Source organism: Mesorhizobium sp. BR1-1-15 (assembly GCF_020165475.1).
GTDB lineage: Bacteria > Pseudomonadota > Alphaproteobacteria > Rhizobiales > Rhizobiaceae > Mesorhizobium.
In genome coordinates, this window is the sequence record NZ_JAIUIF010000019.1 from 49,044 (window position 1) to 66,408 (window position 17,365).

Here is a 17,365-nt window from a genome sequence, read left to right on the forward strand (position 1 = left end):
GCGAGCGCGAACTAGCGCCTTCCCGGGCGATTCTTCAAGCGATACCCGCAAGGCGTCACCACGTCGCCGCAATCACCGTGGTAGAATCTCCGTTACCGCGTGGAGATTCCCGATGAGACACGCTTTTCTCGCAGCGACTGCCTTGTTCTCCCTTGCCTCGATCGCCCAGTCGGCACCTGCCGACGAGGCGCCCTACGTCGATGACAGGTCGAGCGCCGAGGCAGTTGTCCGCTCGCTCTACAGTGCCATCAACCGGCATGAATTCGCACGTGCCTGGGGTTACTATGGCGATACCAAGCCGGCCAAGGACTTCGACAGCTTCGTCAAGGGCTATGACGGTACCGACAAGGTGGATGTCAGGACCGGCGCCGTATCCAACGAGGGCGCGGCAGGCAGCATCTACTACAGCGTGCCGGTCGCCATCCAGGCAACCGACAAGAAGGGCGAGGCGAAGGTCTTTGCCGGCTGCTACACGCTGCGCCAGGTCAATGCCCAGATTCAGGCGCCGCCATTCCAGCCGATCTTCATCGACAGCGGAGCGCTGAAGCCGTCGAGCGCGGACTTCGAGGAGGCTGTGCCGGCTAGCTGTGGCGACGGCCCGCCGCCGCCGAAGAGGGATGCAGCGCTGGAGCAGGCCAAGAAGGCTTTCCTGGCCAGCTATAGCGACCAATGCGACAAGGATCTCGCGGCCAAGGAGCCGGAGATTTTTTCCATCAAATACAGGGACAAGGATGCGGCGGCCGGCGATCCCGACAAGGAAACGCGCCTGTTCCATTTTTCCTGCTCGGCGGCCGCCTACAATGAAAGCTCGATCTACTACATGACCGACGAGGCGAACGGCGTCAGGCAACTGCAGTTCACCGAACCGGAGATGGACATCCGCTACGTGAACAACGACAGCGAAGGCAAGGTCGAATCCATGCACATCGTCGGCTTCCGGACCACCGGCTGGGCGACCAATTCCAGCTACGACCAGGACGCCCACACGATAACCACCTTCAACAAGTGGCGCGGCGCCGGCGATGCCTCGTCAGCAGGCACCTATCTGTTCCGCAACGGCGATTTTTCACTCGTCCAGTACGACGTCGACGCCTCCTATGACGGCGAGGAAAACCCGCAAACGGTTGTCGACTACAACACCGCTCCCTGAGCCCCGCGAGGTCCGATCACGGCGCCTTCGACAGCATCCAGTTCAACGCGCCGCGCCAGTCGACCATGCGGATGGGGGTGCCGTGCGTGCCGGTCTCGAAGCGCACGAAGCGGGTCGGATAGGCTTTCGACTTGGCGATGATGGACCGGAAGAAGGATTCCTGGTTTGCCACGGGAAAGACCACGTCATGGCTGCCTTGACCGAAGAAAACCGGCACGTGGCGTCTGAAGGCAAGGCTGGAGAAGAAACTCTCATCCCACAGCGAGCCAAGCAGCAAAAGCCCGTCGATTTGCCTGCCTGTGTCCGTGCGGGCGGCAAGCTTCCAGCACAATGCGCCGCCCATCGAGCCGCAGGCGACGAAGATCTTCGCGCCCGGCGACTGTTGCGCATAGTGATCGATCAGCGCCGCGACCTGTGCCGCCCCCTTGTCGCCGAAATCTGGGAAGTCAGGGCTGAGATAAAGGCCGCCATTGCCTGCCATCAGGTTTTTGATGCGGTTGAAATTGCCGCCGAAGGTGAAGTCATCGATACCTTGCTTGCGGCTGCCGCCCTGCCCGTGCAGGTAGAGCACGATGACGGAAGCCCCTTGCGTCTTGCCTACGGCGATGTGCCGGACGTCGCCGGCATCGGTTTTCAACAGCAGATCCTGCTGCACCTTGCGCACACCGGTATCGGTATACTGCGCATGCACGCGCTTTTCCGGCACCTCGTCGCGCTGGTTGATGTCGCGCATCTCGCGGTAGTCGATCACCGTGTAGTCACCGTTGGTGTCTGACGAGAGCGTAGCGGGATAGGCGAACAGATCGTCCTTGAAGGGTTTTAGTTGGAGAGCAGAGGCCTGGGCAGCAGAAAACAGGAAGAATATCGAAATCAGAAAGGCAGGGAGCGTGAGCACCCCCCTCTGGCCTGCCGGCCATCTCCCCCTCAAGGGGGGAGATTGGCAGTTTCGGCGGGGGCGCCCTTCTGCCGGCCGTCGAGATTGGCGAAAGCCGAAATGATGTCCAATCTCCCCCCTTGAGGGGGAGATGGCCGGCAGGCCAGAGGGGGGTAGAAGCGTTGACATTAACGAAATGAAACCGGAAGCCATACCGCAGGCTTGCGTAATTCGGCCCGGGTTTGTCAATCCTGCAGCACGCCGCCGGCGCCTTCCAGCGCCTCGCGAGTGTCGACATCGACGGACGCGCCCTCGCCGATCTCTACATCGACGACGTCAAGTCCTCCGGCCTCGACCAGATGGCGTGCGCCGGTATCACCTTCGAGATGGGCGACAGCCGGGAACAGCGAGCGCGGCAGAAGTACCGGGTTGCCGCGTTTGCCAAGGTGCGAGGCGCGGACGACCAAATTGCCTCCCGCCCCGCGAAACGCATCGATCAGCCGGTCGAGATCGCCGGTCGAGACACCCGGCATGTCTCCGAGAACGATCATCGCACCGGCGGCATCTCCCGGCAGATAGGCCATACCGGCTTTCAGGGAGGTGGAGAGCCCATCGGCAAAATCGGGATTGTCGGCGAAAGTCACGTCCAGGCCCGATAACGCGCCGCGCACCCGCTCACGCTGGTGGCCGGTAACGACGATCGTGCCCGAAGCTTTCGAGGCGAGCGCACGCTCTGCTGTACGGCGGACCAACGGTTGGCCGTCGAAAAGCGCCATAAGTTTGTTCGGCCCGCCCATGCGGCTCGAACGGCCTGCCGCCAAAAGCACGATCCCGACCTTGAGCCGGCTTACGGCCGGCAGCGGTTCGCGCGGCTGCGGGCGTGTCGGGATTTCCATCAGCAGGCCGCCGACGCCCATGCCGGCGATGTCGGTCGCCGTTACGTCGAGGCCGGCGATCAGCCGGTCGAGCACCCAGTCGAAGCCGTTCTCCTTGGGGCTGCGGGCGCAGCCCGGCGCGCCGATGATCTGCTTGCCGGCGAGCCTGCCGAGCACCAGTAGATTGCCGGGGTCGACCGGCATGCCGGCGCGGATGACAGTACCGCCCGCTTCCTCGATCGCGGCCGGAACGACGTCGGCGAAATCGCTCATGGCCGAAGCGCCGAAGATCACGACCATGTCGTTATCGCGCGCCAGCGAGGCGGCCGCCTCGGCAACCGGCGCAACCTCGTGCGGCGTGCGGCGCTCGGCCGTCAGCCGCCCGCCCGAACGCGCCAGCCGTGCCTCGGTGACGCGCAGCGTCTTGTCGAGCACGCTCGGCTTGACGCCCGGCAAGACGGTCTGGATAACACCGACACGAATGGGCCGATAGGCATTGACGGCAAAGATCTCGCCGCCGGCGCAGATTTCCATGACCGCATCGACCAGCGCCGACCCAACGGCGAAGGGAATGATCTTCACGGTTGCCACCATCTGGCCCTTTTCGACCGGCGCATGCTGGCCAAGCGTGGCGATGGTGATGGTTGGATCGACGGCATTGATGGCGTCGATCATCGCGCTGTTGACGGTGAAGACGCCAGCGGCTTCGGCATGGAGGTTGACCCGCCCCGTCGCGGCAGGCTTGGCCGCGACATTGCGGTGGCGCATACCGGTCGCGATCCGTTCGGCGGCGGCGTCTTCGCCCAGATCGCCGGGAGAAAGCACGGCCGCGACGACTTCGCTGATGCCCGCCGCTTTCAGCACCCCGACATCCTCTGCACTCAGCCGATGCGCTTTGCGGAAACGTCGCTCGCCGACCGTCGTCGCGTGCGCAAGCACGGCGCCTTCGGCCTGTTCGATAGGAACCGGGCCGAATTTCACGCTGCGGCTTCCCTGGCTTCAAGGCCGCGCGAGCGAAACGCGTGAATGACCTGCGCCAGCACGGCGACGGCGATCTCGGCGGGGCTGGCCGCGCCGATATCGAGACCGATCGGCGCCTGGATGCGACCGATCTGCTCGGAACTGGCGCCCAGCGCCAACAGGCGCTCGACACGCTTGGCATGGGTTTTCCTGCTGCCGAGTGCCCCGACATAGAAGCACCTGGCGTCGAGCGCCGCCTTCAGCGCGAAATCGTCGATCTTGGGATCGTGGGTGATGGCAGCGACTGCCGTGTAGCTGTCGAGTGGCTGTCGTTGCAGGACCTCCTCAGGCCATTCGGCGTGCAAAGCGACATCGGGAAAGCGGTCCGACGTGGCAAAAGCCGTGCGCGGATCGATGATCTCGACTGGATAGCCGGCGATCCTGGCCATTGGCGCCAGCGCCTGGCTGATATGCACGGCACCGATCACCACCAGGCGAGGATGCGGCAGATGCGCGTTGAGAAAAAAGGTCCGCCCTTCCGCTTCGACGGAGCCGGAATTCCCGGTGCGGAACGCCTTGCTGATCGCGGCACCGAGATCGCCGGCGACCGGATCGCCCTCGCGCACGACACGGTCGCGGCCGTCACCAAGATCGGTGACCAGGATCGCGGCGCGGCGCGCGCGGCGCTCGGCGTTGAGTGTTTTCAGCGCATAGGGATCCATCGAAGATCAGCCTAGCCTTTCCACATACACTTTGATGCGGCCGCCGCAGGAAAGGCCCACCTGCCAGGCGGTCTCGTCGGCGACGCCGAATTCCAGCATTCTGGGCTTGCCGGTGCCGATGACGTCCATGGCATCCGTCACCACGGCGCCTTCGACACAGCCGCCCGAAACCGAGCCGTGGAAATTGCCGTCGGCGTCGATGACCAGATGGCTGCCGGCCGGGCGTGGCGCGGAACCCCAGGTCTCGACAACGGTCGCGATGGCGACATCCTTGCCGTCCTTCATCCAGCCTTCCGCGATGATCAGCGGGTCACGGGCCTCGTCGAGATAAATGCTGTCGCTCATCGTTGCTTCTCTCAGGGTCTGTTTTTCCCGGAAATATGTGTCTTCAGCAGCATATGGCTACGCGGCGCGCCTCGCGCCACCCTCCATCCATCGCCGCGGATCGACGGCATATCCAGGCTTCCGGTCCAGCGAAGCGCAGAGATCGGCAAGCGCGTCGAGATTGTGCACGGCACGGAATTCATCGACATGCGGCAGCATCGCCCTGACGCCGCGGGCGCGCGCCTGGAAACCGTCGAAGCGCAGCAAGGGGTTCAGCCAGATCAGCCGCCGGCAGGATTTGTGCAGACGCTCCATTTCCTCCGACAGGCCGTCGACCTCGTCTCGCTCCAGCCCGTCGGTGATCAAAAGCACCACCGCGCCCTGTCCTAGCACGCGCCGCGACCATATCAGGTTGAACTCGGCCAGCGTGTCGCCGATGCGCGTGCCGCCCGACCAGTCCTTGACCGCGGTGGAACAGTCGGCCAGGGCGGCGTCGGGATCGCGATGGCGCATCTGTCGGCTCAGATTGGTGAGCCTGGTGCCGAAAACGAAAGTGTGCACGCGCCGGCGCTTTTCCGTCAGAGCATGCAGGAAATGCAGGAAGATGCGCGTGTACTGGCTCATCGAACCGGAAATGTCGGCAAGCACGACCAACGGCGGATACACTTCGCGGAGCGAGCGGAACTTCGGCAGGATCAGTTCGCCCCCAGTGCGTGCGGCCGAGCGCATCATGGCACGCGGATCGATGCGGCGACCGTGCGAATCGGCCTTGAAACGGCGCGTCCGCACCATATCGAAGGGCAACCGCAGTTCGGCGATCGCTTTCCTGGCGTCGGCCATCTCGGCGGCATTCATCTGAGCGAAATCCTTGGCCCTCAGCACCTCGTTGCCGGAGAAAGTAAAGCGCGCGTCGACCTCGATCTCGGGGATTTCCTGCGCCGGCTGGTTCCTGCTGTGGCCTGCGAACATGGCCTGGCTGACACGGCTTTCGGCCGCGCGTGGCTTCTGCTTCTCCCTGGTATCGGGCGCCACCGGCGAAAGCATCGCCAGCATCTTTTCGATCAGCTCACGCGACTTCCAGAATAGCCGGAAGGCCTCGTCAAAGATGGCATGGTCCTCATGCCGCGACACCAGCACGGCATGCAGCGTCCAGTAGAAATCGTCGCGCGCGCCGATGCCGGTGGCAAGTACCGCCTCGATGGCATCCTTGACCGAGGCAGGCCCGACCCGCATGCCTGATTTGCGCAAGACACGGGCGAAATAGACGATGTTGTCGGCGATGTGGCCGTCGACGGTCGCCTCCTTGGGTTCCGCGCGAGGCATGGCCATGGGCCCTACTCCGCCGCCGAAAGCTCGGCCTTCACCTCATCGAGGATACGCCGGCCTTCGCCCTCGCCGATGCGGGCAATGTCGTCCTGGTATTTCAGCAGCACGCCGATCGTGTCGGAGACGGTTTCCGGGTCGAGCGCGACTTTGTCGAGTTCGGTCAGCGCGCCGGCCCAGTCGATGGTCTCGGCAACGCCCGGCATCTTGAACAATTCGATCTGGCGCAGCTTCTGGATGAAAGAGACCACCTCCGCCGAAAGCCGGCTGTTCGCCTGCGGCACCTTGCGGCGCACGATCTCCAACTCCCGCTCGGCGCTGGGATAATCGACCCAGTGATAGAGGCAGCGCCGCTTCAGCGCATCATGGATTTCGCGGGTGCGGTTGGTGGTGATGATGACGATCGGCGGCTCCTCCGCCCTGATCGTGCCGAGTTCGGGCACCGTCACCTGGAAATCGGAAAGGATCTCGAGCAGGAACGCCTCGAACGCCTCGTCGGTACGGTCGAGCTCGTCAATCAGGAAAACCGGGGCGGCGCCGGGCTTGCCGGTCAGCGCATCGAGCACCGGACGGCGTATCAGGTATTTTTCCGAGAAAACATTGCGCTCCATGTCGGAGCGGTCAACCTTGCCGGCCGCCTCCTCCATGCGGATCTCGATCATCTGCGCGGCATAATTCCACTCATAGACGGCGGACGAGACGTCGAGACCCTCATAGCATTGCAGACGGATCAGCCGGCGGCCGAGCGCCTCTGCCAACACCTTGGCGATCTCGGTTTTGCCGACGCCGGCCTCGCCCTCGAGGAACAGCGGCCGCTTCATGCGCAGCGACAGGAAAAGCACGGTGGCCAACGACCGGTCCGCCACATAGTCCGCGCCGGTCAGGAGATCGAGCGTCTCGTCGATCGTCCGCGGCACGGGGCGCGGTTTTAGCTCGGTCATTCCTTCTCCGTGGACGCCTCTGCCCCGCTTTCCAAAACGTGGTAGCCGCGGGCGTGATAGATCAGCGGCCGCAAATTATCGCCCATGCGCAGGCCTGTCACCTTGCCAAAAAGCACACGATGGGTGGCCAGGTCCTTGGTGTCGATCAGTTCGCAGTCGAACACGGCGAGCGCGCCCTTCAAGGTCGGCGCGCCGGTGGAGATCACATCCCACTCGCCGAGCGCGAAACGTTCCTCGACCGGCAGGCCGGTGATGCCGGAAAAGCCGATCGACAGCGGCTCCTGGTGCGAGGCAAGCGTGTTCAAGGCAAACCTGCCGTTTTTCACGAACGGCTCGTTCTTGGGATTTTCACGGTTCAGGCAGACCAAAATGGTCGGCGGCGTATCGGAAACCGAACAGGCGGCGATGACCGTCGCGCCACGCTTGCCGGCCGGCCCGTCGGTGGTCACCACATGGACGTGACCGGCAAAATGGCTCATCGCGTCGCGGTAGGCCTGCGGTCCTATGTCGTTCTTCTTCAACACCGGAGATTTTCCATAGCCTGAACCCTACCGCTATATATGGCTAGATATGACATGCCACAAGCGAAGTGCTTGGCCCATATCCCGAAATTCGCGTGTTGCGCCAAGACCGGGCAGCCTTTAGGTCTTGGCGGGAGTGGCGCCGGGACCATCCGGGCTCGCTTGGAGGAAGTCTTCGACAGGATGCGACCCGGGGCAACGATATCTGCCGCGCTGGCCTGGCTGCTGCTGACCGGCGCCGCCAACGCCCAGACGCTGCTCGTCGGCGTTGCCGCGCCGCTCTCCGGATCCTCGGCGATCCTTGGCAGGCAGATCGAAGCCGGCGCCGAAGTGGCGGCCCAGGCGAACGGCATCGAGCTCAAGACCATCGACGATGCCTGCACGGCCGATGGGGGTGCCGCGGCAGCCCGGGAATTCGCGACCGCCAAGGTCAATGTCGTCGTGGGATTTCTCTGTACGGAAGCGATCGAGGCGGCGATGCCGATCTTGAAGGACGCAGGCATCGCCGTCATCACCGTTGGCGTGCGAACCGAAAGCCTGACTGACCGTCGTCCCAAGACCGGCTGGCCGGTCTACCGGCTCGGACCGAGGGGCGACGACGAGCGCAATGCCGTCGCCACCACCCTTACCCGGCTTTGGCAGAACGAACTGTTCGCCGTCATCGATGACGGCACCATCTACGGCCGTGAGATGGCCGAGACGTTGCGGGCGGCGGCCGAACAGGCGGCGCTGAAGCCGGTGTTCGTCGATACGTTCCGGCCGCAGCTCGACAACCAGATCGGTCTGATTGGCCGGCTGAAGAAGGCCGGCGCAACCCATGTCTTTGCCGGTGGCGATGGCGACGACATCGCCATCATGGGTCGCGACGCAGCGCAACTCGACGCCGGCATCGTATTCGCCGGCGGTGAGAACCTGCGCACTCCGCCCGGCGCAGTGCCCTACGCCACGGGAACGCTAATGATCGCTCCCCCGGAATGGGCCGATGTCGCCGATCCCAAGGTGCTGGAGGCGTTCGCCGCGCAAAAGATCGTGCCGGACGGCTACACGCTGCCGGCTTATGCGGCGGTAGAAACCGCCAAGGCGGCGATGGCGGAAGCGGCAAGCTCCGGCAGGCCCCTTGCGGAAGCGCTCATCGGGCATGATTTCACCACGGCGATCGGGCCGGTGCGCTTTGATGCGAAGGGCGACCTCAGCCGGAATCCGTACCGCGTCTTCCGTTTCGATGGCGCCCGCTTCGTACCGCTGGAAAGCAACTGATGTTTCGCACCGGCCCGCGCAACCTGATCACCGATGTCGCCGGTCTCAGCGTCGGCAATGCCTCCGATGCCCGACTGAAATCCGGCGTGACGACAGTCCTTTGCGACGAACCGGCTGTAGCCGGCGTCCAGATCCTGGGCGGTGCGCCGGGTACCCGCGAGACGGACCTGCTCGAACCCCACAATTCGGTTGAGACGGTCCATGCCGTGGTGCTGTCGGGCGGGTCGGCTTTCGGCCTCGACGCAGCGTCCGGCGTACAGGCAGCACTGCGCGAACGTGGCATCGGTTTCGAGGTCGGCGGCTTTCGCGTGCCGATCGTGCCGGCGGCGATCCTGTTCGACCTGCGCAATGGCGGCGACAAGGACTGGGGCCGCTATCCGCCATACCGCGACCTCGGCTACGAGACGGTGCAGGCCGCCGGTTCGGATTTCCAGATCGGCACGACCGGCGCCGGCACCGGCGCGCTGACCTCCGGTCTCAAGAGCGGGCTTGGCTCGGCTTCGACGCTGCTTGACAATGGCGTCACCATCGGCGCGCTGGCGGCGGTCAATCCGATCGGCTCGGTGACCATCAGCCGAAGCCGCCATTTCTGGGCGGCTCCGTTCGAGATCGGCGATGAATTCGGCGCGCTTGGCTATCCCTCGCCAATGCCGGACGACGCCAAAAGCATCCTCTTGAAGTTTCGCGACAAGACGTTCACGGGCAAGGCGGATGCCGGCGGCAACACCACCATCGCCGTTATCGCCACCGATGCCGTTCTCACAAAGGCCGCCGCAAAGCGCCTGGCCATGTCAGCGCATGACGGTTTCGTGCGGGCCATATGGCCGACGCACACGCCGGCCGATGGCGATCTGGTCTTCGCGCTGGCGACCGGCAGGAGCGGTATCCGGCTCGAAGCCGACGCGGCAATCGACCTTTATGCCGCGGCAGGCGCCACGATGGCGCGCGCCATCACGCGCGGCGTTTTCGCCGCGACGCCCGCCGAGGGCGATCTGTTTCCGGTCTGGTCGTCGCGCTGACTTATACGCGATCAGGTGGGGTCGGACTTTTCTTCCTCGAAAGTGACCGCGACGTCGGAATTCGCCGACAGCCAGACCTTCTTTCCCTCGACCTCCGCAACAAGGCTCAGGGGAATGAAATGATGGTGCCCCTTATGCGTGCCCATGCCGCTGTCGGACTTGGTCAGCTTGATCCGCTGCCCCTCGACTTTGTCGACCGTGCCGACATGAACGCCATCGGCACCGATCACTTCCATATGCTCACGAATTTTGCTGGTGTCGGTCATGGTGGTTCTCCATTGGGACTGCCGACAATAACAGACGAGGCCGCGATTGGATGCATGGCGCTTGCTTTATCGGGCAGCGCGACGCCGGTATCTTGTCGTGATAGGGAATGGCGATATCGTTGGCCGGCGGAAAACCTCATGCAAAACCTTCTTCTGTTTGCCGTTTGCCTGCTTGCGCAGTTTTGCGCAGTCGTCGCCGCCCGGGCCGGGGATGTCGCCGAGCTTGAAATCCTGGGCTTCACCAAGGACGGCGGCATCTTCGCGTTCGAAGAATATGGCGTGCAGGATGGATCGGGATTTCCCTACGCCAATCGCTATTATATCGACACCAGCAACGACAGCTTTCTCCAGGGAACGCCTATTCGCGTCCGGCTCGACGACGAGAACGCCACGTTGACGGCGGCTCGTATTCAGGCCCGCGAGAAGGGCGAAGCGGTCGTCAGCCAGGCGGAGTTGGCCGCGAACAAGGGCATCACCGCAGGCTTCAACCCGGTAACGGAGATGTCCGCCGACCCGCATCGGATGGCGGTCAATCCGCGTCCGATCTTCTCGCCAGTCGACCAGCCGCTCGAGTTCCGGCTGGACGAGATCGGCATGAACGAGACTAAGGGCTGCGAGAGCCAGGGTGAGATCAATGGCTTTCGGCTGCTGCGCGTCGAGGCGCAAGCCGGCGGTACGACGAAGCTGTTGCACGAGGACAAATCGATCCCCAAGAGCCGGGGTTGCCCGAACGGCTACCGCATCGGAGCCGTGCAGACATTTTCGATGGACAATCCCAGCGCCTATGCGGTGCTGATCGCGGTGCGCCAATATGGCTTCGAAGGCCCGGACTATCGCTGGATCGCGGTGACCGGCCGCCTGTGACACCGCTCGTCCACCCCGCCAGGCGTCATCGCGCCCTGGGCCGCCTCCGCGGCGCCATACCAACGCCGGGCACGGCGCTGCTTGGCGCGCTGCTTTGGGCCGCCACGATGGGCGCCAGCGCGCTCCTCAACCTGTTGCTGGAAAGTTGGCTGACGCCAGATAAAATCCGCACCGTGACGCTGCTGTTTGCAGTCGGCGGCGCTCTGGCCTTTCCTGTTGGCCTGTTCGCGGCACGGCTGGTCTCGCTCGGAAGGAGCTGGGAAGTCGCCTTCGCGGCGGCATTCGTGGGTCTAGCCGCCGCGACGATCGGCCTGACCGCCGGGCTGTATGCCTTGCAATACCGCTCCTACTATGCCGCATGGCATGCACCCACCTTCACCCTCACCTGGGGGCTTCAGTTCGTCTTCACGATGGCGGTGGCGCTCTACCAGTTCGTGGTGCTGGGCATCAGGCTCTATTTCCCGATCGGGTTCCTCGCCTTGTTTGCCGCCAGCCTCTGGTTTGCGCGGCGGCGGCGTTGAGCATTTTGTCCGCCTCTGTTAGGACGCGGGCAAATTTCTCGACACGTCAGGACTGACCGATGATCCCTCGCTACTCCCGGCCGGAAATGGTGGCCATATGGTCGCCCGAAACCCGGTTCCGCATCTGGTTCGAGATCGAGGCTCATGCCTGCGACGCGCTGGCCGAACTCGGCGTCATCCCGAAACAGGCGGCGAAGACCATCTGGGAAAAAGGCAATGCCGCGAAGTTCGACGTCGATGCGATCGACGAGATCGAGCGCGTCACCAAGCACGACGTCATCGCTTTTCTCACCCATCTCGCCGAATTCGTCGGACCCGACGCCCGCTTCATCCATCAGGGCATGACATCCTCGGACGTTCTCGACACGTGTTTCGCGGTGCAGCTCACGCGTGCCAGCGACATGCTGCTGGCCGACATCGACGCGCTGCTTGCGGCGCTGAAGCGCCGCGCCTTCGAGCACAAGGATACCGTCACCATCGGCCGCAGCCACGGCATCCATGCCGAGCCGACCACCTTCGGCGTCAAGCTGGCGCAAGCCTATGCCGAATTTTCGCGCTGCCGCGAGCGGCTCGTGCATGCTCGCGAGGACATAGCCACCTGCGCCATTTCGGGAGCGGTCGGCACCTTCGCCAATATCGAGCCTTATGTCGAAGAGCATGTCGCGGCAAAGCTCGGGTTGAAGCCGGAGCCGGTATCGACGCAGGTGATCCCGCGCGACCGCCATGCCATGTTCTTTGCCACGCTCGGCGTCATCGCATCGTCGGTGGAGCGGCTGGCGATCGAGATCCGGCATCTGCAGCGCACCGAGGTGCTGGAAGCCGAAGAGTATTTTTCGCCTGGCCAGAAAGGCTCGTCGGCGATGCCGCACAAGCGCAACCCGGTGTTGACCGAGAACCTAACCGGCCTTGCCCGCATGGTGCGCTCCTTCGCGCTGCCGGCGATGGAGAATGTGGCGCTCTGGCACGAGCGCGACATTTCGCATTCCTCCGTCGAGCGCATGATCGGCCCGGATGCGACGGTGACGCTGGATTTCGCGCTGGCGCGGCTGACCAGCGTCATCGACAAACTGCTCGTCTATCCCGACAACATGCTGAAGAACATGAACAAGTTCCGCGGCCTGGTGCATTCACAGCGCGTGCTCCTAGCATTGACGCAAGCCGGTGTCTCTCGTGAGGATGCGTACCGGCTGGTGCAGCGCAATGCCATGAAGGTGTGGGAGCAAGGCGCTGATTTTCTTGAAGAACTGCTGGCCGACAAGGACGTCACCGCCGCCTTGCCGGAAGCCGAGATCCGCGAGAAATTCGACCTGGGCTACCACACCAAGCATGTCGACACGATCTTCCGGCGGGTGTTCGGAGAGGCCTGAGGGGCTTTCCTTCTCCCCGTCGCTACGAGGAGAAGGTACCGCAGGACGTAACTGCCGATCACGCTTTGCCGGGAACGGTCCTGATCACCGTGCCCCACGGATCTTCGCGGGTCGTTTCACTGGCCACGTTGTCGGACCGCATCTCGACCCAGGCAAGGCCTGACCGGGTCGGATCGCGGCGGCCGGCGCCGGCGCTCTGCCACGCATTGGCGCCGATATGATGATGGTAGTGGCCTGACGACAGGAACACAGCCTGGCCGCCATACTTCGCCACCGTGTCGAAGCCGAATTCCTGGTTCCACCAGGCTTCCGCCTCTTCCGGCCGGCCGACGCGCAGGTGGACGTGGCCGACAATGCTGTTTTCAGGCGCTCCCTGCCAGCCCGCGTCGCCCGCCGGCACTTCGGCGACGACCGAAGGAATGTTCAGCCGTTCGGTCGCCATCGCGATCTTGTCGCCGTTCCACGTCCAGTCCTGCGGACGGCGATCGGCATAGATCTCGATCCCGTTGCCCTCGGGATCGGTGAGGTACAGCGCTTCGCTGACCAGATGGTCCGAAGCGCCCTCTATGGCGATCTTGTCTGATATGGCGTGGTTGATCCAGCGGCCGAGATCGGCACGGCTGGGCAGCAGGAAAGCCGTGTGGAACAGGCCGGCGCTGCGCGGATCGTCAGGCTTGGCCGAGGCGTCCGGCTCCAGCACCAACAGCGGACGGTTGGCGGCGCCCAGGGTGATCGCGCCATCGGCGCGGCTCAATTCCTGCAAGCCGACAACAGCGCGATAGTAGGCCGCTAGGCTTTCGGCGTCGCGCGCCTTCAGCCCGACCCGGGCAACGCTCACCGGCGTGGTGGCGGCAAAGGGCAGTTCGCTCATGATTGTCTCCGTTGCGGCGACGCTTTGGCATAAACCCCGAGGTCAGGAGCCCGGCGCCGGCGATCATTATACATCGTGTCAGCACCAAATGCGGTCCTTCACGGCTGTTTCTTTCCAGAGGACAAATCGGCGATCGTGATCGTTCACACAAGACAGCGAAAAGCGAACATGGTGTTCACCATTGCAAGCAGGAGCGCACCCATCGGCGGTTGCATGAGGCAATCACGCTCGCTATCTCAGCGCCATGAAAGTCAAAGACGCAGATATTCTCATCATCCCGGGCTACACTAACTCCGGACCCGAGCACTGGCAGACCCGCTGGCAGTCAAAGCTGTCGACCGCGCGGCGCGTCGAGCAGGCGGAATGGTCGAAGCCCGTGCGCGAGGACTGGACGGCGAGCGTGGCTAAAGCGGTCAACGAAGCCGAGAAGCCCGTCGTCCTCGTCGCGCATTCCCTTGGCGTTGCCGCGGCGGTGCAAGCCATCCCGCAGTTTCGCAAGCCGGTCGCCGGCGCATTCTTCGTGGCGCCGCCCGATGTCGCCAATCCGGAGGTACGGCCAAGGCACCTGATGACATTCGGCCCCTACTCGCGCGAGCCGTTGCCCTTCCCGTCCATGGTGATTGCCAGCCGCAACGATCCGTTCTGCGCCTTCCACGTCGCCGAGGACATTGCCGGCGCCTGGGGGTCTCTCTTCATCGATGCCGGTGAAGCCGGTCACCTCAACACCGATTCAGGCTTCGGCCCATGGCCCGAAGGTTCGATGACCTTCGCCAAATTTCTCACCGAACTGAAGGCCTGACGACCCCGACCGGATCGCGGCTCTCAGCCGCCGATCGAATCCTTGATGCCTTTCAACAGCGTCTTCGCCCCTAGTGAAATCAGCGCGTGCTCGGACCCTGTGGCCAGCAGGCGGTAGCCCATCGCCACGACGCGGCCGGCGATGGCCGGTTCGATGACGTAGATCGCCGCATGTTTGCCGGCCTTGCGGGTACGCTCGGCGATCGAACCCACCGTTTCCATCATGCTTTCGAGCGTCGAATTGACGGTCGTGCCGTTCGACCAGGCAATCGAGAAGTCCGATGGCCCCAGGAAAATGCCGTCGATACCGGGTGTATCGAGGATGCCGTCCAGCGCATCGAGCGCCGCCCGCGTCTCGACCATGGCGAAGGCCATTGTGCGCTGGTTGCTGTCGCGCAGCCATTCGGCATGATCACCCTTGCCATGGCGTGGGAAGGCATAGGTGGGGCCCCAGGAGCGCTCGCCCACCGGCGGGTATTTCATCGCCGCAGCGAACAGTTTTGCATCCGCCACCGAGTTGACCATCGGCGCGATCACCGCCTCGGCGCCGAAATCGAGCGCCCGGCTGGCCATGTCGAAACGGCCGACGGGAATACGCACCAATGCCGGCTTGCCGGTGGCAAGCACGGGCGACAGGCCGCGCAACACGCTGTCTTCATGATGGCCGCCATGCTGCATGTCGAGCGTGACCGCATCGAAGCCCTGCCTGGCAAGGATTTCGACGGTCAGCGCGTCCGGCACGCCTGACCATGCGGTGACCAGCGTTTCATCGGCCGCAAGGCGGGATTTCAGGGACATCGGCTCTTTCCTCGCTAAGGATCGCAGTTTCAGCCGGAAACGACGGGAAACGCAAAGAAAAACCGCCCGGCTGGGCCGGGCGGTCGATTGGTCCAGTCATTCTTTTGCCGCAGGTTCCGTCGCAAAATTGTGGGACATTTTTGCGGAACCTGCTTCGGCCGGATCAGGTGTTCTTGATCTGCTCGATGGCCTGCGCCATCAATTCGTCCATGGTGCGGCGGATCTGATGGTCCGACTGGCTGACGCCGGCAGCGTCGAAATCCTTGCGGATCTTGCGGAAGACGTCGTGATCGCCGGCTTCCTCGATATCGGAAACGACCACTTCCTTGGCGTAGGCATCGGCCTCGGCGCCGGATTTCCCGAGCTTTTCCGCGGCCCACAGGCCGAGAGCCTTGTTGCGGCGCGCCGACGCCTTGAACCGAAGCTCCTCGTCGAACACGAATTTGCGCTCAAAACCCTCTTCGCGATCCTTCATGTTGCTCATGGCGTCCCTCCGATGGAAATCGATTCGCTGGCATTGATGAATATGTGATGGCGAAGCACAAACCAAAAGGCTGGCGGCCGGTCAATACGCTTCGTGGCTTGCTGCGCTGCGGCATTTCGGTCCCGAAAGCAGTTGATTGAAAGGATTTGCCGATTGAGCAAACAAGGCGATTACGATAGACACCGGCATTGAACGCCACCGTCGCCACACTAATTTAGGCAGACGGACAGGAACTGGTCGCTTGCCGCCTGCCCGCAAATCCAGAGAAAAATCAAATGAAAAATCGCCGCCGCATTTATGAAGGCAAGGCCAAGATACTTTATGAAGGCCCTGAGCCCGGGACGCTGATCCAGTTCTTCAAGGATGACGCCACCGCGTTCAACAAGAAAAAACACGAAGTCGTCGATGGCAAGGGCGTGCTTAACAATCGCATTTCCGAGCACATCTTCAATCATCTCAACCGGATGGGTATTCCGACCCACTTCATCCGCCGGCTCAACATGCGCGAGCAGCTGATCAAGGAGGTCGAGATCATCCCGCTCGAAGTGGTGGTGCGCAATGTCGCCGCCGGTTCGCTGTCCAAGCGCCTTGGCATCGAGGAAGGCACGGTCCTGCCCCGCTCGATCATCGAATTCTATTACAAGGCCGATGCGCTCGACGACCCGATGGTCTCTGAAGAGCACATCACGGCCTTCGGCTGGGCGAGCCCGCAGGAAATCGACGACGTCATGGCGCTGGCCATTCGCGTCAACGACTTCCTGTCCGGCCTGTTCATGGGCGTCGGCATCCAGCTCGTCGATTTCAAGATCGAATGCGGACGCCTGTTCGAGGGCGACATGATGCGCATCGTCGTAGCCGACGAGATCTCGCCCGATTCCTGCCGGCTGTGGGACGTGGCGACGCAGGACAAGCTCGACAAGGACCGTTTCCGCCGCGACATGGGCGGCCTCGTGGAGGCCTACCAGGAAGTCGCCCGCCGTCTCGGTATCATGAACGAGAACGAGCCGCCGCGTCCAACCGGACCGGTGCTCGTCGCGTCGAGCGAGCCGCCGAAGGGCATGAAGCACTAATTGCCAGCAACGGGCTTGCCGGAAACGGCAGGTCCGGCGCAGACCGATACCGATCATTCAGGAGCATCGATGAAAGCCCGTATCACCGTAACCCTCAAAAACGGCGTGCTGGACCCGCAAGGTAAGGCGATCGAGCATGCGCTGTCGGGGCTAGGTTTTGACGGCATCGGCTCGGTGCGGCAGGGCAAGGTGTTCGACGTCGAGCTCGCCGGGACCGACAAGGCCAAGGCCGAGGCCGATCTCAAGGCCATGTGCGACAGACTGCTGGCGAACACGGTGATTGAGAACTATAGTGTGACGCTTACCTGAGGTTGCGCCGGAGGCACGGATGCCCCAACTTGCCGAAACCCAGAGGCCTTA

The 17,365-nt window shown here is 63.4% G+C and carries 20 protein-coding genes; 9 read left to right on the forward strand and 11 right to left on the reverse strand.

Going from position 1 to position 17,365, the window contains the following annotated elements; genetic code table 11:
- Positions 1-112: 112 nt before the first annotated feature.
- The gene (locus LB541_RS25020) at positions 113-1,150 is read left to right on the forward strand and encodes a DUF1176 domain-containing protein (RefSeq protein WP_140493792.1); all 1,038 of its coding nucleotides are present in this window, start codon (positions 113-115) and stop codon (positions 1,148-1,150) included.
- A 16-nt stretch (positions 1,151-1,166) separates the two neighbouring features.
- On the opposite strand, the gene LB541_RS25025 is transcribed toward LB541_RS25020, so the two are convergent.
- From LB541_RS25025 to LB541_RS25055, 7 genes are all read right to left on the reverse strand, one after another.
- The gene (locus LB541_RS25025) at positions 1,167-2,015 is read right to left on the reverse strand and encodes an alpha/beta hydrolase family protein (RefSeq protein WP_140558562.1); all 849 of its coding nucleotides are present in this window, start codon (positions 2,013-2,015) and stop codon (positions 1,167-1,169) included.
- Positions 2,016-2,269: 254 nt separating this feature from the next.
- Complete coding sequence (locus tag LB541_RS25030) at positions 2,270-3,880, reverse strand: NTP transferase domain-containing protein (protein ID WP_140493794.1); 1,611 nt, start codon at positions 3,878-3,880, stop codon at positions 2,270-2,272.
- Positions 3,877-4,581 carry an XdhC family protein gene (locus LB541_RS25035; RefSeq protein WP_140517689.1) on the reverse strand — a complete coding sequence of 235 codons (705 nt, stop codon included), beginning with the start codon at positions 4,579-4,581 and terminating at the stop codon, positions 3,877-3,879. Before LB541_RS25035 ends, LB541_RS25030 begins: the two co-directional genes overlap by 4 nt.
- A gap of 6 nt (positions 4,582-4,587) precedes the next feature.
- A complete protein-coding gene (locus tag LB541_RS25040; RefSeq protein WP_140493798.1) occupies positions 4,588-4,926 on the reverse strand; it encodes an XdhC family protein in 339 nt (112 codons plus the stop codon).
- Positions 4,927-4,983: 57 nt separating this feature from the next.
- The gene (locus tag LB541_RS25045; protein ID WP_140564735.1) at positions 4,984-6,228 is read right to left on the reverse strand and encodes a vWA domain-containing protein; all 1,245 of its coding nucleotides are present in this window, start codon (positions 6,226-6,228) and stop codon (positions 4,984-4,986) included.
- Between the two features lie 11 nt (positions 6,229-6,239).
- A complete protein-coding gene (locus LB541_RS25050; protein WP_140666345.1) occupies positions 6,240-7,169 on the reverse strand; it encodes an AAA family ATPase in 930 nt (309 codons plus the stop codon).
- Complete coding sequence (locus LB541_RS25055; protein WP_140493802.1) at positions 7,166-7,693, reverse strand: flavin reductase; 528 nt, start codon at positions 7,691-7,693, stop codon at positions 7,166-7,168. The genes LB541_RS25050 and LB541_RS25055 overlap by 4 nt, the downstream gene beginning before the upstream one ends.
- A 180-nt stretch (positions 7,694-7,873) precedes the next feature.
- Here LB541_RS25055 and LB541_RS25060 point away from each other — a divergent pair, with 180 nt between their 5' ends.
- Complete coding sequence (locus tag LB541_RS25060; RefSeq protein ID WP_224619852.1) at positions 7,874-8,947, forward strand: branched-chain amino acid ABC transporter substrate-binding protein; 1,074 nt, start codon at positions 7,874-7,876, stop codon at positions 8,945-8,947.
- Positions 8,947-9,966 (forward strand): P1 family peptidase, encoded by a 1,020-nt coding sequence (locus LB541_RS25065; protein WP_140686198.1) that lies wholly within the window; start codon positions 8,947-8,949, stop codon positions 9,964-9,966. The genes LB541_RS25060 and LB541_RS25065 overlap by 1 nt, the downstream gene beginning before the upstream one ends.
- Before the next feature lie 11 nt (positions 9,967-9,977).
- On the opposite strand, the gene LB541_RS25070 is transcribed toward LB541_RS25065, so the two are convergent.
- On the reverse strand, positions 9,978-10,232 hold the full coding sequence (locus tag LB541_RS25070) for a DUF2171 domain-containing protein (RefSeq protein ID WP_140493808.1): 255 nt from the start codon (positions 10,230-10,232) through the stop codon (positions 9,978-9,980).
- Positions 10,233-10,370: 138 nt separating this feature from the next.
- Here LB541_RS25070 and LB541_RS25075 point away from each other — a divergent pair, with 138 nt between their 5' ends.
- From LB541_RS25075 to purB, 3 genes are read left to right on the forward strand one after another with little or no spacing between them, the layout of a single operon-like run.
- On the forward strand, positions 10,371-11,096 hold the full coding sequence (locus LB541_RS25075; RefSeq protein ID WP_140493810.1) for a DUF2259 domain-containing protein: 726 nt from the start codon (positions 10,371-10,373) through the stop codon (positions 11,094-11,096).
- Positions 11,093-11,617 (forward strand): hypothetical protein, encoded by a 525-nt coding sequence (locus LB541_RS25080; RefSeq protein WP_224619853.1) that lies wholly within the window; start codon positions 11,093-11,095, stop codon positions 11,615-11,617. The genes LB541_RS25075 and LB541_RS25080 overlap by 4 nt, the downstream gene beginning before the upstream one ends.
- A gap of 59 nt (positions 11,618-11,676) precedes the next feature.
- A complete protein-coding gene (purB, locus tag LB541_RS25085; RefSeq protein ID WP_140637909.1) occupies positions 11,677-12,984 on the forward strand; it encodes an adenylosuccinate lyase in 1,308 nt (435 codons plus the stop codon).
- Positions 12,985-13,042: 58 nt separating this feature from the next.
- Here purB and LB541_RS25090 read toward each other — a convergent pair whose 3' ends face one another.
- Positions 13,043-13,855 carry a VOC family protein gene (locus LB541_RS25090; protein WP_140493814.1) on the reverse strand — a complete coding sequence of 271 codons (813 nt, stop codon included), beginning with the start codon at positions 13,853-13,855 and terminating at the stop codon, positions 13,043-13,045.
- A 244-nt stretch (positions 13,856-14,099) separates the two neighbouring features.
- Here LB541_RS25090 and LB541_RS25095 point away from each other — a divergent pair, with 244 nt between their 5' ends.
- The gene (locus tag LB541_RS25095) at positions 14,100-14,654 is read left to right on the forward strand and encodes an RBBP9/YdeN family alpha/beta hydrolase (protein WP_140656047.1); all 555 of its coding nucleotides are present in this window, start codon (positions 14,100-14,102) and stop codon (positions 14,652-14,654) included.
- A gap of 23 nt (positions 14,655-14,677) precedes the next feature.
- Here LB541_RS25095 and LB541_RS25100 read toward each other — a convergent pair whose 3' ends face one another.
- Together LB541_RS25100 and LB541_RS25105 are read right to left on the reverse strand one after the other, a co-directional pair.
- Positions 14,678-15,451 carry an HpcH/HpaI aldolase family protein gene (locus tag LB541_RS25100; protein ID WP_224619854.1) on the reverse strand — a complete coding sequence of 258 codons (774 nt, stop codon included), beginning with the start codon at positions 15,449-15,451 and terminating at the stop codon, positions 14,678-14,680.
- A 163-nt stretch (positions 15,452-15,614) separates the two neighbouring features.
- A complete protein-coding gene (locus LB541_RS25105) occupies positions 15,615-15,935 on the reverse strand; it encodes a DUF1476 domain-containing protein (RefSeq protein ID WP_140493820.1) in 321 nt (106 codons plus the stop codon).
- Between the two features lie 275 nt (positions 15,936-16,210).
- Here LB541_RS25105 and purC point away from each other — a divergent pair, with 275 nt between their 5' ends.
- Positions 16,211-17,005, forward strand: a complete 795-nt coding sequence (gene purC / locus LB541_RS25110) for a phosphoribosylaminoimidazolesuccinocarboxamide synthase (RefSeq protein ID WP_127282327.1) — start codon at positions 16,211-16,213, stop codon at positions 17,003-17,005.
- Between the two features lie 69 nt (positions 17,006-17,074).
- Positions 17,075-17,314 carry a phosphoribosylformylglycinamidine synthase subunit PurS gene (purS, locus tag LB541_RS25115; protein ID WP_140517697.1) on the forward strand — a complete coding sequence of 80 codons (240 nt, stop codon included), beginning with the start codon at positions 17,075-17,077 and terminating at the stop codon, positions 17,312-17,314.
- The last annotated feature ends 51 nt before the right edge of the window (positions 17,315-17,365 follow it).